The organism is Dyadobacter sp. HNCC25DJ186 (genome assembly GCF_056895235.1).
The window spans coordinates 168317-189155 of sequence record NZ_JBXHAS010000010.1 but is presented as its reverse complement, the minus strand read 5'-3'; the positions used below and the strand labels follow the sequence as shown (position 1 = coordinate 189155).

At 41.1% G+C, this 20839-nt stretch carries 12 protein-coding genes; 7 read left to right on the top strand and 5 right to left on the bottom strand.

Annotated elements, in window-relative coordinates:
* Positions 1-2: 2 nt before the first annotated feature.
* Positions 3-2351, bottom strand: a complete 2349-nt coding sequence (locus tag AC1XUO_RS24170; RefSeq protein WP_483332409.1) for an SLBB domain-containing protein — start codon at positions 2349-2351, stop codon at positions 3-5.
* A gap of 140 nt (positions 2352-2491) precedes the next feature.
* Positions 2492-4258 carry an aspartate--tRNA ligase gene (gene aspS / locus AC1XUO_RS24165; protein ID WP_483332408.1) on the bottom strand — a complete coding sequence of 589 codons (1767 nt, stop codon included), beginning with the start codon at positions 4256-4258 and terminating at the stop codon, positions 2492-2494.
* 92 nt (positions 4259-4350) lie between these two features.
* Here aspS and AC1XUO_RS24160 point away from each other — a divergent pair, with 92 nt between their 5' ends.
* Together AC1XUO_RS24160 and AC1XUO_RS24155 are read left to right on the top strand one after the other, a co-directional pair.
* Positions 4351-5271, top strand: coding sequence for a PE-PGRS family protein (locus tag AC1XUO_RS24160; RefSeq protein ID WP_483332407.1), 921 nt, complete (start codon positions 4351-4353; stop codon positions 5269-5271).
* Between the two features lie 11 nt (positions 5272-5282).
* On the top strand, positions 5283-7172 hold the full coding sequence (locus AC1XUO_RS24155) for a CocE/NonD family hydrolase (RefSeq protein ID WP_483332406.1): 1890 nt from the start codon (positions 5283-5285) through the stop codon (positions 7170-7172).
* Positions 7173-7208: 36 nt separating this feature from the next.
* Here the strand turns inward: AC1XUO_RS24155 and AC1XUO_RS24150 are convergent, their stop codons facing one another.
* Complete coding sequence (locus AC1XUO_RS24150; RefSeq protein WP_483332405.1) at positions 7209-9581, bottom strand: ATP-binding protein; 2373 nt, start codon at positions 9579-9581, stop codon at positions 7209-7211.
* Between the two features lie 241 nt (positions 9582-9822).
* Between AC1XUO_RS24150 and AC1XUO_RS24145 the strand changes: the two genes are divergently transcribed.
* The 4 genes from AC1XUO_RS24145 (at position 9823) to AC1XUO_RS24130 (ending at position 17576) form a co-directional block, all read left to right on the top strand.
* A complete protein-coding gene (locus AC1XUO_RS24145) occupies positions 9823-11934 on the top strand; it encodes a prolyl oligopeptidase family serine peptidase (RefSeq protein WP_483332404.1) in 2112 nt (703 codons plus the stop codon).
* 239 nt (positions 11935-12173) lie between these two features.
* Positions 12174-13796: a T9SS type A sorting domain-containing protein gene (locus tag AC1XUO_RS24140; RefSeq protein WP_483332403.1), complete on the top strand. Its 1623-nt coding sequence runs from the start codon at positions 12174-12176 to the stop codon at positions 13794-13796.
* A gap of 234 nt (positions 13797-14030) precedes the next feature.
* A complete protein-coding gene (locus tag AC1XUO_RS24135) occupies positions 14031-16154 on the top strand; it encodes a bifunctional aldolase/short-chain dehydrogenase (protein WP_483332402.1) in 2124 nt (707 codons plus the stop codon).
* A gap of 138 nt (positions 16155-16292) precedes the next feature.
* Positions 16293-17576, top strand: a complete 1284-nt coding sequence (locus AC1XUO_RS24130) for a sugar isomerase (protein ID WP_483332401.1) — start codon at positions 16293-16295, stop codon at positions 17574-17576.
* Between the two features lie 53 nt (positions 17577-17629).
* Here AC1XUO_RS24130 and AC1XUO_RS24125 read toward each other — a convergent pair whose 3' ends face one another.
* Both AC1XUO_RS24125 and AC1XUO_RS24120 read right to left on the bottom strand, forming a co-directional pair.
* A complete protein-coding gene (locus AC1XUO_RS24125) occupies positions 17630-18652 on the bottom strand; it encodes a GntR family transcriptional regulator (protein WP_483332400.1) in 1023 nt (340 codons plus the stop codon).
* A 173-nt stretch (positions 18653-18825) separates the two neighbouring features.
* Complete coding sequence (locus tag AC1XUO_RS24120; protein ID WP_483332399.1) at positions 18826-20127, bottom strand: DUF6600 domain-containing protein; 1302 nt, start codon at positions 20125-20127, stop codon at positions 18826-18828.
* Positions 20128-20419: 292 nt separating this feature from the next.
* On the opposite strand from AC1XUO_RS24120, the gene arfB reads away from it, so the two are divergent.
* Positions 20420-20827, top strand: a complete 408-nt coding sequence (gene arfB / locus AC1XUO_RS24115) for an alternative ribosome rescue aminoacyl-tRNA hydrolase ArfB (protein ID WP_483332398.1) — start codon at positions 20420-20422, stop codon at positions 20825-20827.
* The last annotated feature ends 12 nt before the right edge of the window (positions 20828-20839 follow it).

Here is a 20839-nt window from a genome sequence, read left to right as displayed (position 1 = left end):
TACTAGTTGTTATTTCTAAGCGCAGTGATAAGTGTGATTGTCACTGTCGTTAGCAATGATAAAATGGCAATTCTTTCTCCAGGTGAAGTTTGTCTACCCTCTCTCTTTTCCTCTAGTGGAACAGTGATAATTGATCCTGGCTCAATTTTCGGCCTAGAAGTGAAAAACAAAACCTTCTTACTTCTAAATGTTCTTCCATTAGGATAGGAAACATAAACCCTGCTTTTCCACGCATTTTCGCTAAACCCGCCAGCTTGTGAAATATAATCCTTAAATGAGAACCCCGGATCGAAATTAACAACTGAAGGGTTTTGTACGCCTCCCATGATCCGAACTGTCTCAGACTTCGTAGGAATACGTAAAGAATCACCGTTTTGAAGTAAAAGATTCGAAGGAAGTGAAGGGTTATCCAAAATCGCATTTAAATCAACAGCAACGAGTTCTCTGTTCCTGTAAAACCGGGCGCCACGGATATAAGCTTCTGCCTTCATACCTCCTGCTTTTGGAATCAGATCAGTAATTCTTTCGAAATTGGTTAGAATAGTGTACGTCCCAGGATACATTATTTCTCCTACTATGGTTACCGCCTTTTGCGGCTCATATCTTGGGGATTTACGTATGTACACAACGTCAAATGGAGCCAGCTTGAATTTTTCATCTTCTGGATTTAATTTAAGATTTTCATCGACATCCAAAGAGAAAATACGAACGTTTTGAGAGTTTGGAATAGAAACTGTATCGTTCTTTATTCTTCTTGATACTTCTATACGATAAGGTATACCCCCTTCAATATAACCTCCGGATTTGAAGATCGCATCGGCTACCGTAATTCCTTCATGGAAATCAATTGTCCCAGGATTGATTACTGCGCCGGCAATTGTTACTAAGTAGGCTTCTTTGAGCTCATCAATCGTTTTTATAAAAATATGATCTTCTCTTCTCAGGGCGATATCCTCGATTTCTCCTGACATTAATTTGCCTAAGTCAAACGAAATAATTTCCGGACGAAGTGTTTCACTTTTTCTTTCAATGATCGCCCGGTTTAAAAAGACATCCTCCCGCAAACCATCGGCTTTTTTAATAAGTTTTTTGACTGTGTTAGTCTGTTCATCGATAGGATATTCCCCATTACGGTATACGCCGCCATCTATTACAACCCGATTTTCAATCCGGTTCAGAATTCTACCCACTCTGTAATTATCTCCGTTCTCCGGAACCAGCGTATTAATTTCTTCTCCTTGTACTGATCCAACTTTTAACTCTTTGCCCGTATTTCTACGAAACTGAATGGAAGCCGCATAGGCATTTGGGGTAAATCCACCAGCAAATCGAATTACATCTTTGAACGTTTCTCCTTGTTTTACCTCGAACATCGCCGGGTGTTTCACTTCGCCGGATAGTTCAATTCTTTTATCGTATGGACGAATCAGGATAATGTCCTGATCCTGTAATGCAATATTATCTTTCAAATTAGCATCCACTAAAAATCCATAAAGGTCAATGGTGCGAATAACTTTGCCATTTCTTATAATTTCTATGTTCCGATACGAACCATTTCTATTAGGGCCTCCCGATTGATAAAGAGCGTTAAATGCGGTAGACAAAGATGTCAATGTGTATGAGCCAGGGCGTGTAACTTCACCAGTGATCATTACTTGAATACTTCTTACGTTTCCTAGCGTAATTGTTGAATAAGTGCCACCACCTGGACGATTCAAAGAAGAATATGCCGTACGAAGCCGATTAATGATACGCTCTGATGCCTGCTCAATGGTGATTCCGCTTACTTGTACTGGTGCAAGATTAAGCATTTTTACAGTTCCTTCGGGACTTACTCTAAGCTTGAAGTTATCAACAGAATTACCGTAAATGTCCACATTAAGCTCATCATCCGGTCCCAATATATAATTTCTTGGTGTAGCAATTCTAAGATTTGGCTCAAAACTCATTGCTGAATTTTCGAAAAATGAAGCTCCGAAGATTTGCCTTACTGAATCTTCTTTGGGAAGTTTAGACACCGGTTTAACTTTGACAAGCGTCGAATCTGCAATTTTTCGTCTGCTTTCATCAGTTGTACTCCTGTTCGCCTGTGTTGGTGCCGATGTTTGTGCCTGCTGCAAACGGTTACGCATCGCACTGATCTGATCTAACGTATAACCTTTCTGCAAAGCAGCCTGCTCAATGTCCATATCAGACAAACCGCTGGCTTTGGCTTTTTTATAAAATTCTACAGCTTGTTCGTTAGAAATTGAGTTGGGATCAACGGTTTGAGCAAAGACCGTTGCTTGGGACTGTAAAAGAAAAAGTAATATTCCCGGAAGGAATAGTTTGCGAAGTATTGAGCAATGCATGTAATGTGCGTAAATGGTTTCTTTGACTCAAAAAATATCCTTATGTACTTTTGAATAGATCGTTGAATCGCTTCAAAAGTACATAAAGATATTATAATTGAAAGTCGTTTATCTGAATATTATATTTCATTTTCAGTATTTTACTGAACAGTATGAACTGAGATTGACAATTCCTTCAATTGCTTATCTGCTATACTAGACGGAGAATCAATCATTACGTCACGTCCTGAATTATTTTTCGGGAACGCAATAAAATCTCTGATCGAATCTACGCCTCCAAAAATTGAGCACAGACGGTCAAATCCGAAGGCAATTCCCGCGTGAGGAGGAGCTCCGAATTCAAAGGCGTTCATCAGGAAGCCGAATTGTTCCTGCGCCTCTTCCGGACTGAAACCAAGTATTTCGAACATTTGCTGCTGCAAATCACGTTCAAAAATCCGGACAGAACCACCACCAACTTCTACGCCGTTGATAACCATATCATAAGCGTTAGCACGTACCTGCCCCAGATCCGTCGCTAAAAGAGCAATATCTTCCGGTTTTGGACTTGTGAATGGATGGTGCATCGCAAACCAGCGGTTATCTTCTTCGCCGTATTCCAGCAATGGGAAGTCAAGAACCCATAAAGCGCGGAATACGTTTGGATCACGGAAACCAAGGCGCGAACCCATTTCCAGACGCACTTCATTCAGTTGTTTGCGGGCTTTATCGGCTTGTCCGGAAATTACAAGAATTAAATCGCCAGGTTTTGCATCAAATGCCGAAACCCACTTTCTTAGGTCTTCTTCTGAATAGAACTTATCAACGGACGATTTTACGCTGCCGTCTTCATTATAACGAACATAGATCAATCCTTTGGCACCAATTTGCGGACGTTTAACCCAGTCCGTCAATTCGTCCATTTGTTTACGGGTGTAAACGGCACAGCCCGGAGCACAAACACCAACAACGAGTTCGGCATCATCAAACACACTGAAACCTTTGCCAGAAGTAAGATCCTGATCCTTGCCTTTCAATTCCACAAACTTCATGTCGAAACGGATATCAGGCTTGTCGGAACCATATAAACGCATGGCATCTGCATAAGTCATACGTGGAACTTCCGGCAAGTCCAGCCCTTTAACCTTGCTGAAAAGATTACGGATCAGACCTTCAAAAGTATTCAAAATGTCTTCTTGTGTTACAAATGACATTTCGCAATCAATCTGGGTGAACTCAGGCTGACGATCTGCACGTAAATCTTCATCACGGAAACACTTTACGATCTGGTAGTAACGGTCAAATCCCGCTACCATCAAAAGTTGTTTAAAGGTTTGCGGTGATTGCGGCAAAGCATAAAATTCACCTGGATTCATGCGGCTTGGTACCACAAAATCACGTGCTCCTTCCGGTGTTGATTTGATCAAAACGGGCGTTTCAACTTCGATAAAACTTAAATCATCAAGATAGGCACGCGTATGACGGGCAACCTGGTGACGAAGTTCAAGATTTTTACGAACTGTATTTCTACGCAAATCCAGATACCGGTATTTCATACGGATATCATCGCCGCCATCCGTTTCGTCCTCAATTAAAAAAGGAGGAAGTTTTGCAGGATTAAGGATCGTTAATTCTGAAACACGGATTTCGATTGAACCCGTCGCAATTTTATCATTTTTAGAAAGGCGTTCAATTACCTCACCTTTTGTGGAGATCACAAATTCACGTCCCAGCGAACGTGCAGTTTCCAATACCTCCGGTGGTGTTTTACCTTCTTCAAAAAGAAGCTGTGTTAAACCATAACGGTCACGTAAATCCAGCCATACCATTCCTCCTTTGTCACGGATCCGCTGAACCCAACCACACAACACAACATCTTGATTTACATGCTCTAAGCTTAACTCACCACAGGTATGTGTACGTAACATATAATTATTTTAATACTGATATAAAGAAACTGCCTGATAATAAATGCCGCAAAAGTACGTATTTTTACTAAATGTAACATGAAACGTTATTTATGAAATTATATAAATTCAGGTTCTTACCGCAAAAGTTTTTATTATTCGCAACGATGGCGGTCTTCTGGACTTCTTGCGGTGATCCCGAAGTGAATCCGGAAACTGGTGATTCGATTGACTTTGAAACAGTTCCTCAACAATTTCCCATACAACCGGGAATCATCAATGAAGCATCTGGGTTAGCCAATAGTTTCTCCATAAACGGCTATTTGTGGACTTTACAGGATTCTGGTAAACCGAACTCGCTTTACCTCGTTAGTACTGACGGCAAAACGATTAAAGAGTTCAATATACCAGGCTCGACAAACCATGACTGGGAAGATCTTGCCAGTGGTCCCGGGCCTGCGGATGGAATTAAGTATCTGTACATTGGCGAAATCGGCAACAACAATCTTCCGATGACTTCAACCAATATTATTTACAGAATTCCGGAAATCGGTGGTATCAACGATTCGTTTAATCAGAGCAGTTTAGAAAAAATAACATATAATTACCCGGATGGACCGCGTGATGCGGAAAGCCTTCTATTGGATCCTGTAACGAAGGATATTTTTATTATCTCGAAGGAAATGGATAATGCAGGGTTGTATCGTCTGGCGTATCCTCAATCAACTTCGGCAACCATTACAGCGGAAAAAGTGGGAATAATTCCTTCGGTAGTTTTTGCAACAGGAGGTAATGTTTCAGTAAGTGGAGGCGAAATATTGATCAGGAATTATACCAGTGCATTTTATTGGATAAGAAGCACTGGTGAAACAGTGGGTCAGACACTGATGAAATCACCGCGGAAGCAAATGTTTCTCGCTCCGGAGCCTCAGGGAGAGTCAATATGTTTTGATCGTGAGGCGCAAGGTTTTTATACGCTTGGAGAAATCGGTCAGGCGACGAGCGTGAATCTCAATTATTACAAAAGAAAATAAGTCTAAATCTTATGCTGAAAAATCTATTGCTTTTCGCTTTTTTGTTTGTGTATCTGAATGTGTTGGCGCAGCAGACTTCAACCCAGGATACTTTCGTCAAGGATAATTATTCAAAAAAGGAATTTGATATTCTGATGCGGGATGGTGTAAAATTACACACCATTGTATATGCTCCGAAGGATGCTTCAACATCAAAAAAGTATCCGTTTCTGATGCAAAGGACATGTTATAGTGTCGCACCTTATGGCGAGGAAAAATATCCTGCGCGATTGGGGCCTAGCACTTTACTTATGCGGGAAAAATATATTTTCGTTTATCAGGACGTCAGAGGAAGGTATAAAAGTGAGGGTGTCTGGACCAATATGACGCCGCATATCGACTCCAAGAAAAATAAAACAGAAGTTGATGAAGCCTCAGATACTTATGATACCATTGAATGGCTTTTAAAAAATATTCCAAATAACAACGGAAGGGTAGGGCAATGGGGGATTTCCTATCCCGGTTTCTACACAACTGCCAGTGCGCTCAGCAATCACCCTGCATTAAAAGCGTCTTCCCCGCAGGCGCCGATCGCAGATTTTTTTCATGATGACTTTCATCATAATGGCGTTTTTACCCAAGGTTACTATCTCACTTTTCCCGTTTTTGGAATCGCGCCGGATGCGCCAACGGATGCTTCATGGTTCTCTAATGATTTCATTAAACCTGCTCCGGACGGTTACACATTCAATATGAATGTTGGCCCGCTGAAAAACTTTGATAAATATTATTCGAAAAACTTTTTCTGGCAGGAAACTGTAAATCATCCCAACAAAGATGAATTCTGGAAGAAACGAGATATTTTACCGCATTTAAAAGGCTTGAAACATGCGTTCATGACGGTTGGTGGCTGGTTTGATGCAGAAGATTTATATGGTCCGCTGAATACCTATAAGACAATTGAAAAAAATAATCCCGGGATTTATAATACGCTTGTTGTCGGTCCATTCGGGCATGGCAGATGGAGCAGAGAAACCGGGCATACCTTTCACAACGATATTTATTTTGGGGATAGTATCGCAACTTTCTACCAGAATACCATCGAAGGAAAATTTTTCGACCATTTCTTAAAAGGTCCTGGTGATGGGAAAACAGGATTGCCGGAAGCTTATCTTTTTGATACGGGAAAAAAGGAGTGGAAAACTTATGACAAGTGGCCGGTTGCCAGCACTGAAAAGAAAAAACTATATTTTCAGGCAGATGGAAAATTGAGTTTTGATGCTCCTGCAAGCGCAAAGTCATACTCGGAATATGTCAGCGATCCGATGAAACCGGTGCCTTATACTGAAAATTACAAGCAGATGTCTGGATTTACGCCATTCGAATATATGTCGGAAGATCAGCGTTTTGCCTCAACGCGTCCTGATGTTTTGGTGTTTAAAACAGATGTGCTGGCAGAAGATATGACCCTGGGCGGCGAAATAATGGCGCAGCTGAAAATCAGTACGAGCGGAACCGATGCTGACTTTTTTGTCAAATTGATTGATGTATATCCGGATGATGAAAAGAATAGCCAGTTCCAGCCCAACCCGAATGTTGTGATGGCAGGATATCAGCAGATGGTGAGGAGCGAAATTGTTCGCGCCCGTTTCCGTAATAGTCTGGAAAAACCTGAGCCGCTTGTTGCCGATAAACAGACCGATATTTCATTCCGGTTACAGGACGTCCTGCATACTTTTAAGAAAGGTCACCGTGTGATGATCCAGGTTCAGAGTACAGTTTTTCCATTATTTGACAGGAATCCGCAGAAATATGTAGACAACATTTATAAAGCGGAAGAAGGGGATTTTATTAAGGCTACTCAAAAAGTATATCACCAGCAAGGTGCAGAGAGCGGACTTGTTGTGGAGATTCTAAAATAGCAAAATCGGGGTGGAGGATATTCTTCACCCTTTTTTTTATAACCTGACAGTCTGGTCCAGAATTTTGCTTAATAATTGATCCGGGTTGAAGGGTTTTGATACGATATCGGTCATCCCGATACTAAACATATCTTGTTTCACATCCGGAGCCAGGCTTGCCGTTAAGGCAATAATGGGTACCGTTTCACCACGTTCACGCAATTGCCTGATAGCTTGATAACCGTCCAGAACAGGCATGTGAAGATCCATCAGCACGATATGGTGGCGGGTTACATCAAAATTATCTAACGCTTCCTGCCCGTTTACAGCAACTTCATACGCTGCTCCCCATCTTTTCAGAAAGTTTTGAACAACCACTACGTTCATGCGGTTATCTTCAACGATCAAAACGCAAATTCCTTTCAAAGGTTTGTCGTTAATATTTTCTGATGAGGCATCTTTATGTTTCGGAATCTCTTCCAATACAGTGAAAGTTTGAATAAAATAGAATTTGGATCCTTTGCCCTCCTCACTTTCCAGGTGCAGTGCTGAACCTTGCAGTGCTAACAATCTCTTGCTGATGGCCAGCCCAAGGCCGGTTCCGCCAAAACCTCTTGTCGAAGACGATTCAATTTGCGTGAATTCCTCAAATATTAGTTTTTGCTTCTCTTTGGCGATACCAATGCCAGTGTCCTGAACAGATATTTTTAGCGTAATATCCTGTTCCGTACTCGTAATTACTTCAACTTCCAGTTTTACCCAACCATTCCTTGTAAACTTTATAGCGTTCTGGACAAGGTTACTTACGACTTGTGATACTCGTTTGGAGTCAGCCGAAATCTTGGCAGGAAGTTTATCATCCAGCTGTAAGATCAGGTCGATACCTGTATCATTAGCCGACATTTTATATCCTGAAACTATGCTTTTTAAAACTTCTGAAATATCAACCGGCGTGTTGGTAAATTGAATTTTGCCTTCTTCTATCGTGTTTAGATCCAGTATGTCGTTGACAATGGTGAGCAAATTGTTCGCTGAAAAAAGAAGTACATCAAGATGCTGTTTCTGATCCGGTCTCGGCGTTTCTTTCATCATCAGATGTGTCATCCCGACAACCGCATTGAGAGGAGTTTTAATCTCATGGCTCATTGTACTCAAAAATTCACTTTTCACTTTTAATCCCATTTCCGCATCCGTCTTCGCCTTTTTCAAGGTGTATGCGAATCGAAAGGAAAGTATCAATGACTGACAGAAGAAAAATCCGAGATATCCCACAAATAGGAAAATCTTTTCGGGGTATGTAATGTCGTAGTAATCCAGAATCAGGGCAATAATAATGACAAATATGACTCCTGTACTCAGTAGCGCATATTTAGCTCCGATACGGTTATTCTTATACGCTCTGATATAAATCAAAGTGGCGAAACTTATATAAAAAATTAATAGCCCGATAAACGGATTAATCAACTTTGAAAATAGCAGCGGAGGAGAAATCATCGTAATCAAAACAAGGGCGAAACAGACGCCTGTCATCACGAAAATAATTTTATGAGGGGTGTCTTCCCAATAGAGATTCCGGGTATAAAGCGCAAACATCGCGACAGCCATAAATAGCGAAATATATTCGCAATGAATGGCCAGATGCCAGCCTAATGTCGGGAAAATGGAATGAATCGCATAATCACCAGTGCCTACAATCCGATAACTGTAAAAGAAACAGAATAATGAAAAATATAGCGTCGCTTTATCATGTCGTCCTAGAAGGTAAAGACCAAGAAAATAGAGCCCGCCCATGACCATGCAACCCGTCAGCAGGAAATCGAAAGCGTAGTCCAGATTGTTCTCGGCCTGTAATTTACTAAAAGAACCAATCTCAATCGACTTGGTATTTCCGCCTTTTGAATGATGGAAATTTGCAATTTGTAAGGTTAAATAAAGTGTATCAGTCGGCTGAAAAGGTTTTACCTGCGTTGACCAGTAGGGTACCGTGCTCGCCTCGTCCGTGCCTGGAACGCCGTTAGAAGCTATAATTTTTCCGTTGACATAAAAAGTGTAGGCACTATACATGTCCCGGATATAAAAAGCAAGCTGCTCTCTTTCTTTCGGCAGTAGAATTTTTAATTCATAGGTGGCAAATCCCTGGGAAGGTAAAAATTTGCCTTTCCAAAGTGTGTTACTCCACAACTGAGGGAATTTTGTAATTTCATGATAAGTTTCGGAAGTCCCCGGTTTTTTCAAAAGCTTCCAATAAAGTTTCCACTCACCATCGATTGGAACTTTAAAACTTTGCAGGTCAGTATTTCTTAGATCAAGAATTCCTGCTTTTGCAATGGGCGCGGAAATTGGGTTGGATGCAAAACATGGTTTGGTCACAGGAGCAATGTTCAGCAACAGCAGCAAAAACGTTAAATATGATACAAAGTTCCGCGTCATTTTTTTAGGAATAAAAGTTGACCGGTAAAGTGTTTGTATCAGATATAATAAAATTTAAATATCCGGACACTGGTTTTAAATGACAATATTAGAGCAGAAAGTAACTTTCATGCGATTAAATAATAAAATTGTGTTTTTTTACTCTAACCTCATATAAAACTTTAAATAAAACGGATAAAATCTTATTTTTTGGTAAAATATTAGTTATCCGGCTTCTTTGGATCATATTAAAACGTAGTATATGAATTATAAAATTTTAGGAATGACTGCACTTACTGCCACGCTGATCGGGACGGATGGATCTGCTCAAAAAATTACTTATCCGAAAACAAATCAGGTTGAACATGTTGATGAATATCATGGAACAAAGGTTTCTGATCCGTATCACTGGCTGGAAGATGACCGTTCAGCGGAAACCGCAGCCTGGGTAAAAGCTCAGAATGAAGTGACATTTGGATACCTGAATAAAATCTCATTTAAGGGAAAGATTTTTTCTGACCTGGAAAAAGCCTATAACTATCCTAAATATTCAGCACCTTCAAAAAAGGGAGATTATTTTTATTTTTACAAAAACGACGGATTGCAAAATCAGGCTGTTTTATACCGTCAAAAGGGCTTGAACGGAACACCCGAAACGGTACTTGATCCTAACAAGCTTTCGGCTGACGGAACGACCCGGTTGACGGTTTTCGAACTTTCAAAAGATGGAAATCATGCGGTTCTGGGTTTTTCAAAAGGCGGGTCTGATTGGCAGGAATATCAGGTGATGGATATGAAAACCCTGAAAATGTTAACGGACAAAGTGGAATGGGTGAAAGTTTCGGGCGCTGCCTGGCAAGGAGACGGCTTTTATTATAGCAGTTATCCAAAACCTGAAGGCAGTGCTTTAGCTGCAAAAAATGAGAATCACCAGGTATTTTTTCATAAAATCGGGACAGGACAGTCTGCGGATAAGTTGATATTCGAAGATCCTGCCAATGGACAAAGGTTCCATACGGTCAGTACGACCGAGGACGAACAATTTGCCACACTTTATGTGAGCGACCGGGGAAAAGGGAAAGATGGAAATGGCTTATGGGTGATGAAAAAAGGCGAAACGAAATTTACGCCGATCAAGGAAGAAATTACCGATTTCAGCTATAATATCATTGAAAATGTCGAAGGCGGTTTTTTGGTGGAAACCAACGAAAATGCTCCGAACGGGAAAGTGATGTTTTATGAAAGTGAATCGAAAAGCTGGAAAATATTCTTGCCGGAAAAACCGGAACCGTTGCAAGGCGCAGGAACGGCAGGAGGGAAAGTTTTTGCTTCTTATTCAAAAGATGTTACTTCGAGGGTATATGTGTATGATTTGAAAGGGAAACTGGAAAACGAAGTACAATTGCCGGGACTTGGAACTGTTGGCGGTTTTGGCGGAGAGAAGGAAGATACCTTTGTGTTTTATACCTACACCTCGTTCAACTACCCGCCGACCATTTTCAGATATGACATTGCTTCCCATAAAAGCACTGTGTTTCGTGAACCGGAAGTTTCCTTCAAACCGGAAGACTATGAAACCAAACAAGTTTTTTATCCAAGCAAGGACGGGACAAAGATTCCTGCATTTATCACCTATAAAAAAGGGCTGAAACTGGATGGCTCGAATCCAACGATTTTGTATGGATACGGTGGGTTTAATATTAGCCTGACGCCATCCTTTAGCCCAACGCGTATTCCGTTTTTGAATCAGGGTGGGGTATATGTTCAGGCAAATTTGCGGGGTGGAAGTGAGTATGGCGAAAAATGGCACGAGCAGGGAATGAAGTTAAAAAAGCAGAATGTATTTGATGATTTTATTGCGGCGGCAGAATTTCTGATCAAGGAAAAATATACTTCTCCTGAACGTTTAGCCATACAGGGTGGGTCGAACGGCGGTCTGCTTGTCGGGGCTGTGATGAACCAGCGGCCAGCACTATTTAAAGTTGCTTTTCCGGCCGTTGGTGTAATGGATATGCTTCGTTTTCATAAATTTACGATTGGCTGGAACTGGATTGCCGATTATGGCAGCAGCGACAATCCGGAAGAATTTAAAATGCTGTATGGATATTCTCCATTACATAATATCAAATCGGGGGTCAATTATCCGGCAACAATGATCACAACAGCCGATCACGACGACCGGGTTGTTCCGGCACATTCATTCAAGTATGCGGCTGAACTGCAAGCAAAAGCAGGCCAGTCTTCTACAAATCCGCTTTTAATCCGCATTGACACAAATTCCGGACACGGAGCCAGTAATACCAAAAAGGCATTAGAAACCCAGGCGGATATTTATGCTTTTTTGTTTTACAATATGGGATTGACCTGGAAGTAGTGTGGTTTAACGTTACCAGAAGTAACCGAAAATTAAATTATTGATCGGTTTATTTGATTTCCTGATATTTTGTTTGAAATTTGAGTGATTAAATCGGCAGTGGCATATGTCGCTGTCGATTTTTCTTTTCGACGTCTCTGAACAACTTCTTCATAATATACTGACAAGAATGATGGTGAATCATTCGTCTGGATTCTTGTTGCCTCCTGTTTTTTTTATTCACACTTACATTTACCACTATGAAACACTATTACTTAATTTTTGCCCTCCTGTTTTCCATTACAGGAAGTTTTGCACAAACGTTGGAGGATGATCGGCTGGCTTTAAAAGCTATTTCTGAGAACATGACGTCATGGGCTTGGCAGGAAAATTACCCTAACCGGCCTTGGCAGTTTCCCGGTGCTCCTGGTGATAATCCCTGCGGATGGAATGGGATAGACTGTGAAAACGGGCGCGTGACGGGTTTATTTTTGGCAGGTGTATTTTTACAGGGAATAATTCCTCCCGAAATAGGTGATTTGACAGCTTTAAGGTCGCTTGTGTTGACAAGTACTGGTCCTGACCTTGTGCCTAATTTAGGTGTAGTGTATGGGTCTATTCCTAACGAAATTGGTAACCTTACTAATCTGGAATATCTTGAACTCAGTTATAACTCATTTTCTGGATCTATACCTGCAAGTATAGGAAATCTGGTGAAATTAAAATATTTGAATATTAGCCAGACATTCCCATCACCTTATGGCAACCCGCTTAGTGGCCCGATACCAAATGAATTGGGGAATTTGGTTAATTTAGAATACCTGAATCTAGAGAAGCACAACTTAAGTGGTAACATTCCGTCAGTGTTAGGAAACTTGACTAAATTAAAGCATCTGGACCTATCAGATAACAATTTCAGCGGCTCTATTCCATCCTCATTTGGAAATCTGACGAACCTCACGTATTTGGATTTAAGTTATGTCCAGGATTGGGACAAGCCGAATAAGTGGTCTCCTTTGACTGGTACTATCCCCAATTTGTCAGGGATTCCGATTTCTGCATTTGTTAATATCTCAGGCAACTCTTTTACATTCAACGGTATGGAAGAGAATATAAGCATATTGGACAAATACGAAAACCAAGCAAAAATTATATTATACGTTAGTAATGGCGTTGTATACGTTGCTGATTACGGAGGAGAATTTAGTACCGTCAATTTTTATAAGGATAACCAGTTACAAGCTCCGGTTGGACCATACCGAGATATGTTTCCTTGGATTGGACCAGGTAAATATAGAGCGGAGGTAACAAATAGTATGGTTCCAAATCTTACACTTGTAAGTGAGGAGTTCTATGTTGATGAGTTACCTGAGCCTTTCCCCGTAAAATTAGTTTCATTCAACGGGACACATAAAAACACTGAAAACCTCCTCACCTGGAAAACCACCTCAGAAACCAATAACAAAGGCTTCCAGATCGAACGAAGTGTTGATGCGAAAACATTTGAAAATATTGGGTTTGTCGATGGGCTGGGGGATAATCTGGGAGATAAAACCTATACCTTTTTGGATCAAAAACCGTATTTCAAAACCTATTACCGGCTGAAACAACTGGACTGGGACGGGAAATCGGAATATTCCCGCATCATTACCGTGAAACAGGATAAAACAAAACTGAGCGTTTATCCGAATCCTGCTAAAAATGAGTTTTTTGTTTCAGGATTGGATAGGGAGGAGACCGTTGAAATCAGGAATTCAGAGGGCAGGGTTGTGCTGGAACAAAAGGTAAATCCTGCGCAACCAGTTCGGACTGACAAACTATCGAACGGACTTTATTTAATCAAAGTAGGGGAAGAAACGAGGAAAATAGTCATTCAAAATTAGCAGGTAATAATACTTTCTCGCTGAACGGCCTGGGTAGATTTCTCTGCTCAGGCCGTTTTAATTAAAAAATAACTTATTTATCTTATATTTTTTTAGTATGCAGGATACCACAGGACGGTACCGAAAGCGAAGTTTTCTAATCTTGTATCGTAATAAAATGTCAAATCATCTGAATTGCCCACCTGTTACTTTTAAGTGATTTTAACCAAAAAGGGATTATAAAAACAAAACAATATGAGCATTTTAAAAGCAGAGCAGTATAAGTATGTGAGTTATCTTTGGGATGAACAAAAAGCAGCTTCCATGGGTGATGATCAGGTGGAATTACTTTTGTATCGGTCCAATTTACTTGGGGCGGACCTTCGTCTTACCAACTATGCCGGCGGAAACACCAGCTGCAAAACCATTGAAAAAGATCCGTTAACAGGAAATTCTGTTGAGGTGATGTGGATCAAAGGTTCTGGCGGAGATATCGGAACTTTGAAGAGAAGCGGATTGGCCGGTCTTTATCAAAACCGCCTGCATGCTCTGAAAAATATTTATCGTGGTCTTGATTTTGAAGACGAAATGGTTGAGCTTTTCAATCATTGTATTTATGATCTTAAATCGAAAGCACCGTCAATCGACACGCCTTTGCACGGTTTGCTTCCTTTCAAACATATTGACCATTTACACCCTGATGCTTTAATTGCAATTGCGGCTTCGAAAGAAGGCGAGGCAATTACACAGGAATTATTTAACGGTGAACTGGCGTGGGTACCGTGGCAGCGTCCGGGTTTTGACCTTGGGCTGAAACTGGAAAAAACACTTGCTGATAATCCCGGTATTCGTGGAATCGTTTTGGGTGGACATGGTCTGTTTACCTGGGGTGATACTGCTTACGAATCTTACATCAACACGCTTGACGTCATTGAAAAAGCTTCGGAATATCTTGAAGCCAATTATGGTAAAAAACGTCCAGTGTTTGGCGGTGCAAAACAGGAAAGTCTGGACGCAGCTCGTCGCTTGGAGGTAGCTGGCCAATTGGCACCTTACCTTCGCGGCCTCGCTTCTGACCGTCAGACTATGGTTGGGCATTTTACGGATGATTCCCGTGTGCTTGAATTTATCAACAGCAATGATCTTGACAAACTGGCTCCTTTGGGGACAAGCTGTCCTGACCATTTCCTTCGCACAAAAATCCGTCCGTTGGTATTGGATCTTTCTTTGGAAGCTTTATCTGGAGATACGCAGGCGATTCTGGATGTTATTCGTCCGCAGTTTGAGGCATACCGTGTGGATTATCAGGCCTATTACGATCGCTGCAAACATGATAACAGCCCGGCTGTTCGCGACCCAAATCCGGTAATTATTCTATATCCAGGCGTTGGAATGTTCTCTTTCGCAAAAGATAAACAAACTGCCCGCGTTGCCGCAGAATTTTATACCAATGCAATCAACGTAATGAAAGGCGCTGAGGCGGTTTCATCTTACGTTTCGTTACCTGAACAAGAAGCTTTTGATATCGAATACTGGTTGTTGGAAGAAGCCAAATTACAGCGTATGCCAAAAGAAAAATCACTTTCACGGAAAGTGGCTTTTGTTACAGGCGGATCTGGTGGAATTGGTAAAGCAATTGCGCAGAAATTCCTCGAAGAAGGTGCTTGTGTTGTGATTTCAGATATTGACGACAAAGCATTGGCTGAAACCAAAAATGAATTTGACACCAAGTTTGGGAAAGATTTTTCAGCAACTGCAAATGCAAATGTGCTGGAAATTGACCAGATCCAACAAGGATTGCATACAACAAAACTAAAATTCGGTGGTGTTGATATTGTTGTAAACTGTGCCGGACTTTCCATTTCTAAACCTCTTGCCGAAACGACCATTAAGGATTGGGATATTTTGCAGGATGTATTGGTAAAAGGTCAGTTCCTCGTTTCCCAGGAATCCGTTGCGATTATGCGTCAGCAAGGATTAGGTGGAGATATTATTAACATTGCAAGCAAAAATGGTCTGGTTTCTGGTCCAAATAACGTTGCCTACGGAACGGCGAAGGCAGCACAGCAACACATGACCCGGCTTCTGGCAGCAGAATTAGGCCCGGATAAAATCCGTGTGAATGTGGTTAATCCGGATGCTGTAATTTCCGGAAGTAAAATCTGGGAAAGCGGCTGGGCGGCTGGCCGTGCAAAAGCTTATGGAATCAAAATCGAAGAATTACCGGCATATTACGCAAAACGTACTGTCTTGAATGCCGAAATTCACACAGAAGATATTGCAAACGGCGTTTTTGTATTCGTAGGTGGATTGTTAGGGAAAAGCACCGGAAATGTCCTGAACATTGATGGTGGAGTACCGGCAGCATTTGTTCGCTAGTACTTGAAATGAAAGCTGTGCCGAAAGTAAAATTGCTTTTGGCACAGCTTCTTTTTTATAAAAATTTACTGGCGGTTCAAATTAATCTGATAATTTCCTTGCATACCGCCCGATCCTTCAATCTTTAATACTAAAAAGATGAAAATAGAACAATATCGCATTGACCAGCATAATGAACGTTTGCTAGGGAAACATAACAATCAATTTATATTCGCAAAAGAACAGTTAGGGGAGCAGGGCATCGATGCCAACGCGATCGTTAAAACATTGCAGGCATTTCAGGTTGCTATTCCAAGCTGGGCTTTGGGAACGGGTGGAACACGCTTTGGCCGCTTTTCAGGATCGGGAGAGCCGGGTTCTCTGGTTGAAAAAATTGAAGATGTTGGTATTTTACATGCTTTGAACCGTTCAAGTGGCTCGATTTCGCTGCATATTCCGTGGGATATACCAAGCGACGCCAATGCTATGATTGATCTGGCTACGTCGCTGGATCTAAAATTTGACGCGGTCAATTCCAACACTTTTCAGGATCAGAAAAATCAGGAATTATCTTACAAATATGGTTCGCTGTCGCACGTAGATCCGAAAGTTCGGAAACAGGCGGTTGAGCATAATATAGAGGTTATCAAGTACGGAAAGGATTTAGGTTCCAAGGCCTTGTCGATCTGGTTGTCGGATGGATCCTGTTTTCCCGGACAATCAAATTTTGTCAGATCTTTCCAGAATACGCTGGAATCTTTGCAGGAAATATATGCTGCTCTTCCAGAGGACTGGAAAGTTTTTGTGGAGTATAAAGCGTATGAACCCAATTTTTATTCGACCGTTATTCAGGATTGGGGAAGTTCTCTGCTTTTCTGCCAGAAATTAGGGCCGAAAGCTGATGTTTTGGTGGATTTAGGTCACCATTTACCCAATGCAAACATTGAACAAATAGTTGCTACGCTGATGATGGAAGGGCGTCTGGCGGGTTTCCATTTCAATGATTCCAAGTATGGCGATGACGATTTAACAGTTGGCAGTATCAGACCTTATATGTTGTTCCTGATATTTGTTGAGCTGGTTGAAGGGATGAAACGCGCCGGAAAAGGCAGCGACGGATTTGCCTGGATGATTGACGCAAGTCACAATGTTAAAGATCCTTTGGAAGATTTGATGCAGTCCGTAGAAGCAATTTTGCTTTCTTATGCGCAGGCGCTTATCCTGGATAGCAAAAAGCTGGAAATCGCACGTCAGAATAACGACGTTGTTTTAGCGCAACAATTATTGCAGAATGCGTTCAGAACAGATGTTCGTCCATTGGTAAGAGAGGCAATGCTGCACAGCGGCGGTTCTCTGGATCCGATCGGCCTTTTCCGTGATCTTAAAATCAGGGAAAATCTGATCAGCGAACGTGGCACAGTGACTGTTGCTACCGGTTTATAGTATTGGTTTATAAAAGAGAAAGCCATTTGGAGAAATCTGAATGGCTTTCCCTTTTACAATGATTTTCTTCTGATCAGTGTGAATGGGTTTTTAATACTTTCCGTTTTATTCTGCATCACAAGGCGGGCAGCTGACTTCCCCATTTGTTCATGATCCGTTGAGATCGTTGTGATTCCGTCCAGCAAAATTTCTTTCAGCGGGGTCTCGTTGTAAGAAATTACACCGACATCCTTTCCAATGACAAGTTTCTGTTCGTTACATTTCTTGATCAGATTTACCAGATCCGTTTCTTCTATAATCACGTAAGCGGCATCTTTTAAAACGGTAATATTTTCATCTGTTTCATACATGATCTCATGTTCGAACTGATGTTGAATGCAGAAAAGTCTGAATCCTTTGATGATTTCTTTTGGGTAAGGAATCAGTGTTGGAAAAATAAGGATTAACTTTTTGTAAACCTGTAACAGATCTATGGCCTCATTCAAAGCATGTAAAATATCTTTTTCGAAATTCTGATAAACTGCCGAATGTTTTGACGGACTATTTTCCAGAATATCCTTATCAAGTAAGATCAATTTTTCAGCCGGAATCAGGTTTAAAATTTTGATAGCTTCTTCTTCATTTTCATAAAAATGCGGCATGATCACATAAAAATCATATTCGCCGATGCTGTTCTTAATTAAATTGCTGAAAATGTTGATGTTAGAGTGATGGATATGAAGGTCTACAATAACATTGCGACCGACATTTTCTACGAAAGAATTATAGATCTGTTTTTTATAGTTGCTGATTTTGTTAAAAACCAGAAGAATTCTGGAAGTGGTTTCTATGTCAACACGGTTGATGAAATATCCTTTTCCACGCACAGATATCAAAACCCCATCCTTGATAAGATGCTTGTAAGCTTTCTCTACGGTATCACGGGATAATAAATATTCTTCGCTTAACTGGTTGATTGACGGTATTTTATCTCCTCTTTTCAGCTTTCCCTTACCAATGGCCAATAACAGCGATTTGATAATTTGCATGTATTTTGGCGCACTCTCCTTAAAATCAATGTCAAACTGGATTTCCATTAAAGCGTCATGGGTTAAAAGTGTGCTAAAATTACCACATTTCCTTAAAATTTGACTGTTTAAGTAAAAACGTAACAAACAGGAAATGCTATAATAAGGAAAGTGTAATAAATGAAAAAGCTCCTCAGAAAACTTGAAGTTTCGTTGAGGAGCTTCTGATTTATACGGTACTATTATCTTGGCGAACGGCCACCTCTGTCACCTGAACTTTCGTAAGATCGTCCGCCTCCGTTCCCGCCTCTCGAAGACTCACCGGAATTTCTTTCAGATGAATTGGAGCGAACGGCAGGGGCACTGTTTGTTGATCTTTCACTATTTCCATAATCTCTGGAACGACCGGAATTGTTTGACGGCTCACTTTGGCGAGAACGTCTCTGCTCTACATTTGGCGTAGCACGAGGCTGTTCATAAGTGCGATTCGAGCGATTGTCATTATTATTATAAACAGGTTGTTCCTGACCTCTTGAACGGTTCATATCCCGAGGCGCCTGGCTTGGAGATGAATATCCTCTGTCAGGAGCGGAACGTTCTGAAGAGGGTTCCGGGACGGATGACCGGTTTCCACGGTCGTTTCTAATTTCCGGACCTCTGTTCACACTTCCATTATCATAGGTTCGGTTATTTGAACGATCATCATTATCTCTGTTTCTATTACCAGGATTGTTTCCAGAAATTGTTCCTCTGCGACTGTTATTATCGTAACCGTATCTGCTGTTATTTCCCGGTTCACTGTAAGTTCTCCCACGGTCGTTTCCATAATAATTGCTATTTCTCCCATTTGAGCGATCTACGATTACAGTGCCTCGGCGGTTACGGTCAATGTCACGAATAACAACAGAGCGTCCTGTCACCCGTTCGATTTCGTTGCGTCTCGGACCATAAACATAAGTGCGGTTATCATTGCGGTAATAATTATTGATGATCGTAGTCTGGCCATAGATCTGGTTATACCGTCCTCTCGGCGCGCAGTAATTATACCATCCGCGCGTTGCGATATATCGCTGCGGAACGAAAACCCACCAGAAGGAAGGAATGTTAACGGAAATATTTACATTAACGCCAGGCCCCAGCGGTGCCCATCCATAATATCCGCCACCTGAACGCCAGTTGACCCAGGCAGGCCCCCATTCATAACCGGGAATCCAGAACCAGCCATTATAGTCGTCGAATGACCAGCGACCGTAATGAAAAGGTGCCCAACCCCAGTCGTAATCGGAAACCCAGGTATTGCCATATTCGGTCACTTCCCAATATCCATTGGTTGAGTAAGGCTGAAAACCTGGATCCACATAAGGAGTCCACACGGAGCCGTATTGCGGTGTATTGATCCAGCGGCCATAAGGAGATAACTCGCTGTAAAATGTTTGAAACGATATAGAAACTCCCGGCTGAGCTTTTACCTTTTCCTGAATCGAAATACCTCCAAGAAGTAATAATGATAAGGCAAGAATCCGAAATTTATGCATGTGATACATGGCCGTATGAATTAATAGTTGTCTAAATTAAAATCGGTGGTTTGACACGAAATTATGAAATGGGTTTAATGCTGCTTTTTTGTGCTAAAAGTGATAATACAGGTTGATTTGAATTGAAAAGCGTATTTTTAACTTTTAGTTTGGTAAATAATTTTATGTAAATGATTGATAAATAAATTGTTATATAAAATAGATGTTCGTCAGTCATCTGATTTTTTACATCCTGAAAGCGTAAAATGTTATCAAGTTCGTATATACCTTAACAGACATTAACAATATTTATAAACAGGTCATGATTAATCCTGAAAAATTACATCCCGAACTCGTTTTCCAGACAGCCAGAAGTGGAGGAAGCGGCGGGCAAAATGTTAACAAAGTAGAAACGAAAGTAGAGCTTCGCTTTGATATTGCAAACTCGAATTTATTATCTGAGGAAGAGAAGCAAGTCCTGATCAATAAGTTAAGTGCAAAGCTGACAAATGAAAATGTGATGGTAATTTATCATCAAACAGAACGATCGCAACTTGCTAATAAAGATAAGGTTGTAGATAAATTTAATAAATTGATCCAGCAGGCTTTTTTCGTTCCCAAAAAACGGAGACCGACCCGTCCAACGTTGGCTTCGAAACTCGATAGACTTGCAGGGAAACAGAAAAAGTCACAGGTAAAGTCAATGCGGAGAAAACCGATTGATGATTAAATATTTTGTCCT

Coding starts and splice junctions, on each gene's coding strand:
- AC1XUO_RS24150 (WP_483332405.1), bottom strand. CDS start 9,581: ATGACGCGGAACTTTGTATCATATTTAACGTTTTTGCTGCTGTTGCTG.
- AC1XUO_RS24120 (WP_483332399.1), bottom strand. CDS start 20,127: ATGTATCACATGCATAAATTTCGGATTCTTGCCTTATCATTATTACTT.
- AC1XUO_RS24145 (WP_483332404.1), top strand. CDS start 9,823: ATGAATTATAAAATTTTAGGAATGACTGCACTTACTGCCACGCTGATC.
- AC1XUO_RS24125 (WP_483332400.1), bottom strand. CDS start 18,652: ATGGAAATCCAGTTTGACATTGATTTTAAGGAGAGTGCGCCAAAATAC.
- aspS (WP_483332408.1), bottom strand. CDS start 4,258: ATGTTACGTACACATACCTGTGGTGAGTTAAGCTTAGAGCATGTAAAT.
- AC1XUO_RS24155 (WP_483332406.1), top strand. CDS start 5,283: ATGCTGAAAAATCTATTGCTTTTCGCTTTTTTGTTTGTGTATCTGAAT.
- AC1XUO_RS24170 (WP_483332409.1), bottom strand. CDS start 2,351: ATGCATTGCTCAATACTTCGCAAACTATTCCTTCCGGGAATATTACTT.
- AC1XUO_RS24160 (WP_483332407.1), top strand. CDS start 4,351: ATGAAATTATATAAATTCAGGTTCTTACCGCAAAAGTTTTTATTATTC.
- AC1XUO_RS24130 (WP_483332401.1), top strand. CDS start 16,293: ATGAAAATAGAACAATATCGCATTGACCAGCATAATGAACGTTTGCTA.
- AC1XUO_RS24135 (WP_483332402.1), top strand. CDS start 14,031: ATGAGCATTTTAAAAGCAGAGCAGTATAAGTATGTGAGTTATCTTTGG.
- arfB (WP_483332398.1), top strand. CDS start 20,420: ATGATTAATCCTGAAAAATTACATCCCGAACTCGTTTTCCAGACAGCC.
- AC1XUO_RS24140 (WP_483332403.1), top strand. CDS start 12,174: ATGAAACACTATTACTTAATTTTTGCCCTCCTGTTTTCCATTACAGGA.